At 26.6% G+C, this 3,805-nt stretch carries 4 protein-coding genes; all 4 read right to left on the bottom strand.

Features of this window, described 5'->3' with window-relative positions; all coding sequences use genetic code 11:
* Nucleotides 1-251: 251 nt before the first annotated feature.
* The 4 genes from I4U58_RS13005 to nth all read right to left on the bottom strand — a co-directional run bounded on the left by I4U58_RS13005 (nucleotide 252) and on the right by nth (nucleotide 3,737).
* Nucleotides 252-1,094, bottom strand: coding sequence for a DegV family protein (locus I4U58_RS13005; RefSeq protein ID WP_195931768.1), 843 nt, complete (start codon nucleotides 1,092-1,094; stop codon nucleotides 252-254).
* 29 nt (nucleotides 1,095-1,123) lie between these two features.
* A complete protein-coding gene (gene trmL / locus I4U58_RS13000; protein WP_195931767.1) occupies nucleotides 1,124-1,594 on the bottom strand; it encodes a tRNA (uridine(34)/cytosine(34)/5-carboxymethylaminomethyluridine(34)-2'-O)-methyltransferase TrmL in 471 nt (156 codons plus the stop codon).
* A gap of 142 nt (nucleotides 1,595-1,736) precedes the next feature.
* Entirely contained in the window at nucleotides 1,737-3,077 is a 1,341-nt protein-coding gene (locus tag I4U58_RS12995) for a VanW family protein (RefSeq protein WP_195931766.1), read from the bottom strand.
* A gap of 24 nt (nucleotides 3,078-3,101) precedes the next feature.
* Complete coding sequence (gene nth, locus I4U58_RS12990; protein ID WP_195931765.1) at nucleotides 3,102-3,737, bottom strand: endonuclease III; 636 nt, start codon at nucleotides 3,735-3,737, stop codon at nucleotides 3,102-3,104.
* Nucleotides 3,738-3,805 lie beyond the last annotated feature (68 nt).

Raw genomic sequence — 3,805 nt, 5'->3', positions numbered from 1 at the left:
TAATAGTTTTAATGCAATTTATTTAAATCTTCTTACGCTTTTTTTTCATTTTTTTCTTTTTGTTCGTCTTTTTTTTCAAAATTACTTTTTATTCACAAATCATTGTATAAATTCATTTATTTATTATTTGTATATATAGAAACTTTATCACTATAAATAGACATAAAAATTCGAATAAAAAATGAGTCATAAAACTGTATATATTATGACTCATTTTTATTTATATGTACTTTAAATATCTCTAAATACAACTATTTTTTAAAACTTAATACTCCTAAAACACCAGGACCTGAGTGAGACCCTATACAAGAGCCAACTTTAAATGTTCCTATTTGGTCAGGATTGTATTTTTCTTTTAAGGCTTCAACCATCTTATCTTTTTCTTTTTCATTATCCATATATCCTACATACATAATGCTAGTATCGATATCTCCGCCTGTTAATTCATCTGTAACTTCAATTAGTTTGTTTATAACATTTTTCTTACCTCTTACTTGTCCTAATTGAGTAACTAATCCATCTTTTACCTCACATATAGGTTTTACATTTAATAAATTTCCTACTATAGCTTTTGTAGAAGATATTCTACCACCTTTTTGAAGGTGATTTAAAGAATCTATAGAAAATACTAAACAATATTTTTCTTTTATTATATTAAGTTCAGAAATTATTTCATCAATACTCTTACCTTCTTCTAATAATTGTGCTGCTCTTAGTACAAACATACCTGCTCCGAAAGTAAGGTTGCTCGCGTCGTATAAATGTATATCCCCTTCTGTATCATTTTTAGCCATTACAGCACTTTGATAACTACCTGTAGCATTAGCTGATGATGCTATGTAGAAAATAGTTCTACCTTCAGCTACATATTTATCAAATGCAGTTTTAAATTGGCCATATGTTACTTGTGAAGTTTTTGGGTATTTTTTATTTTTTAATAATTCATAGAATTCATCTAAGTTAAAATCTATTCCATCTTTATATTCTTTATCTTCTAATATTACAGTTAGCGGTAAAACTTCTATATCATATTTTTCTATTTGTTCTTTAGTTAAGTCCGCCATGCTGTCACAAATTAATTTAATTTTGCCCATAGTTAAACTACTCCTTCATCATAAAATTGTTATCTCATGCCTGGATATCCAATTTGTCTCATAGCTTCATATACTACTATAGCTACACAATTTGATAGGTTTAGAGATCTAGCCTTTTCTATATTTAGCATAGGTATTCTAATACAAGTATCCATATTAGCTTCTACTAGAGGCTTTGGCAACCCTTTTGTTTCTTTCCCAAACACTAAAAAGCATCCATCTTCATATTCCATTTCTGAATGAGTTTTTTCTGCTTTAGTTGTTGAATAATAATATTTTGCATCTGGATATTTTTCTTGTAACTCCTCAAAGCTATCATAATATTTTATTTCTGAAATATCCCAATAATCCAGTCCACATCTTTTTAAATATTTATCTTCTAATGAAAAACCTAATGGTCTAATTAAGTGCAAAGTTGCACCTGTATTTGCACAAGTTCTTATTATATTTCCAGTATTTTGAGGTATTTCTGGTTCTACTAATACAACGTTTATTGACATGTTTTCCTCCTTATACTATTCACAATTGCTAATTATTTTAATAATTTATTTAATTATAACTCTATAATAAATCTAAATTATATTATATCAAAAAACTTATTATTTAAAAAATAGATTTAAATAAATATAACTTATTTAAACATTATTTTGTTACCTCATTTTGAACTTCTTTTGTTCCTTTCAAAATTATTTCATCACAAGGTGGATAATAACTTTTATTTATCAGTTCTTTTTTCAAAATTTCACCATTTGATTTATATATGCGAAAAGTATTTACAGTATATCCTAATCTTCCAGGTTGTTCAACTACTTTTACATCTTTTCGTAATTTAGAATTATTTTTATATATTTTTTTATTTGTGATTGTTTCAATCACTTCTGTATCAATCTCTATATCGCTTTTATCGTCACTACTCCCATATATATTAGATACAATTTTATTTGATAAAATTGTATTGTGTACTATTATTGGAGTATTGTATTTATTTTTAAAAACAAAATCTATAGCCCCCTCACATACAGTAGCATCTCGTCCTTTATTGACATAAGGGCTTGGTATAGAGTGGTTTGTTATTTCTACTATATCCATACCTGCATATAATGCGGCGTTATAGATTGTCGTTGAAACTTGGCATATTCCACCACCAACTCCTTTATCTGGTTTTCCATTTAAGATAATAGGAGCCTCTCTTAATTGATTATATACATTTTTTTCTCTTAATTCATTATTAAAAGAAAATTTTTCATTAGTATTTATAATTACATTGCTTGTAGCTTGTGTTGCAACACTAATATTATTTACTCTATTTATATTTTTAGGATTAAAATACGTTTCATAACTCCCTAATAATGTGTCTATTTTTGATAGTTGTTTAGAAGTATATTTAGGCTTTAAAACTGTTATTGGTATTTCAGAGTCTTTAGAGTTTAAGTTATCAATTTTATAGATTATTATACTTTTTAATTGTTGTTTATTTATATTTTGACCATAACTCCCTTTGGTAACAGCTACTTTGTCATTTATGACTTCTGCAGTTGCATTTACAGGTGAGATATAAAATTGTTCATTAAGTTGTTTTATTAATTCGTCTATTTTTGAAATATTATAATAAGAAACGATTGGTATTATTTCTTTATTTCCTCGTTTTAAGCTAACTTTTGTTTTTATATTTGTTATTATATCCTTGTCTCTACCTACATTATACGCATTCTGAGCTAATTGTGGGATTTTATAGTCTAAATCAAATGTATTTTTATCTATTTTTATTTTTTTATCATTATAAATTAAATTAAAATATCTATTTTCTTCTATATATAAGTTTACCTTTTTTGTAGCCTCTTCAATAGTTAAGTCTGATACATCTATTTCTCCAATGTATACATTCTTTGATATTTTTCCTTCTAAGTCAAATGCATAAATTATACTATTATTTAGTAGCATAAAAATAATTACTAACATCATTAAAAGTTTATTTTTTTTCAACGCTGTCATCCCTTCCTGTAGTAATTAATCATTTCTTTGAGTGCTATTATAATAATTACATTCCTCTCTTATTGGACATAAATCACATTCTGGCTTTCTTGCTTTACACATTCTTCTTCCGTGGAATATAAATAAATGGTGAGAATGTGACCATCTATTTTTTGGAATAGCTTCCATTAGTGCAAATTCTGTTTTTTCTGCTGTTTTCTCGTTTACTATCCCTATTCTGTTTGTTACTCTAAATACATGAGTATCAACTGCTATAGCATCTTGGTTAAAAGCATTACTTAAAACTACATCTGCTGTTTTTCTTCCTACACCAGGAAGTGTAGTTAATTCTTTTAAAGTTTGTGGTACTTCACCTTCAAAGTTTTCACAAATCATTCTAGAAGTTTCTTTTATTTTTTTTGATTTACTTTTATAAAGTCCACAACTTCTGATTTCCTCTCCTATTTCTTCTTCTGTTAATTGTGCAAATTGTTCTGGTGTGTTATATTTTGCGAATAATTTCTCTGTTACTTTATTAACTCTTACATCTGTGCATTGAGCGGATAATATAGTTGCTACTAAAAGCTCAAATGGCGTTTCATAATTTAGTTCACATTGTGCATCTGGGTATAATTTCTCTAATTCATCTAGTATTTTATTTATATCTTTCATTTTTTTGTCCCCCTCGTTTAGTAAATTCATATTTTATCATTTTATCTTTAAATTTATTATCTTTAAAT

The organism is Clostridium sp. 1001270J_160509_D11 (assembly GCF_015667935.1).
Classification (GTDB): domain Bacteria; phylum Bacillota; class Clostridia; order Peptostreptococcales; family Peptostreptococcaceae; genus Intestinibacter.
The sequence above is the reverse complement of the archived record's forward strand: the minus strand, read 5'-3'. Positions and strand labels throughout refer to the sequence as shown.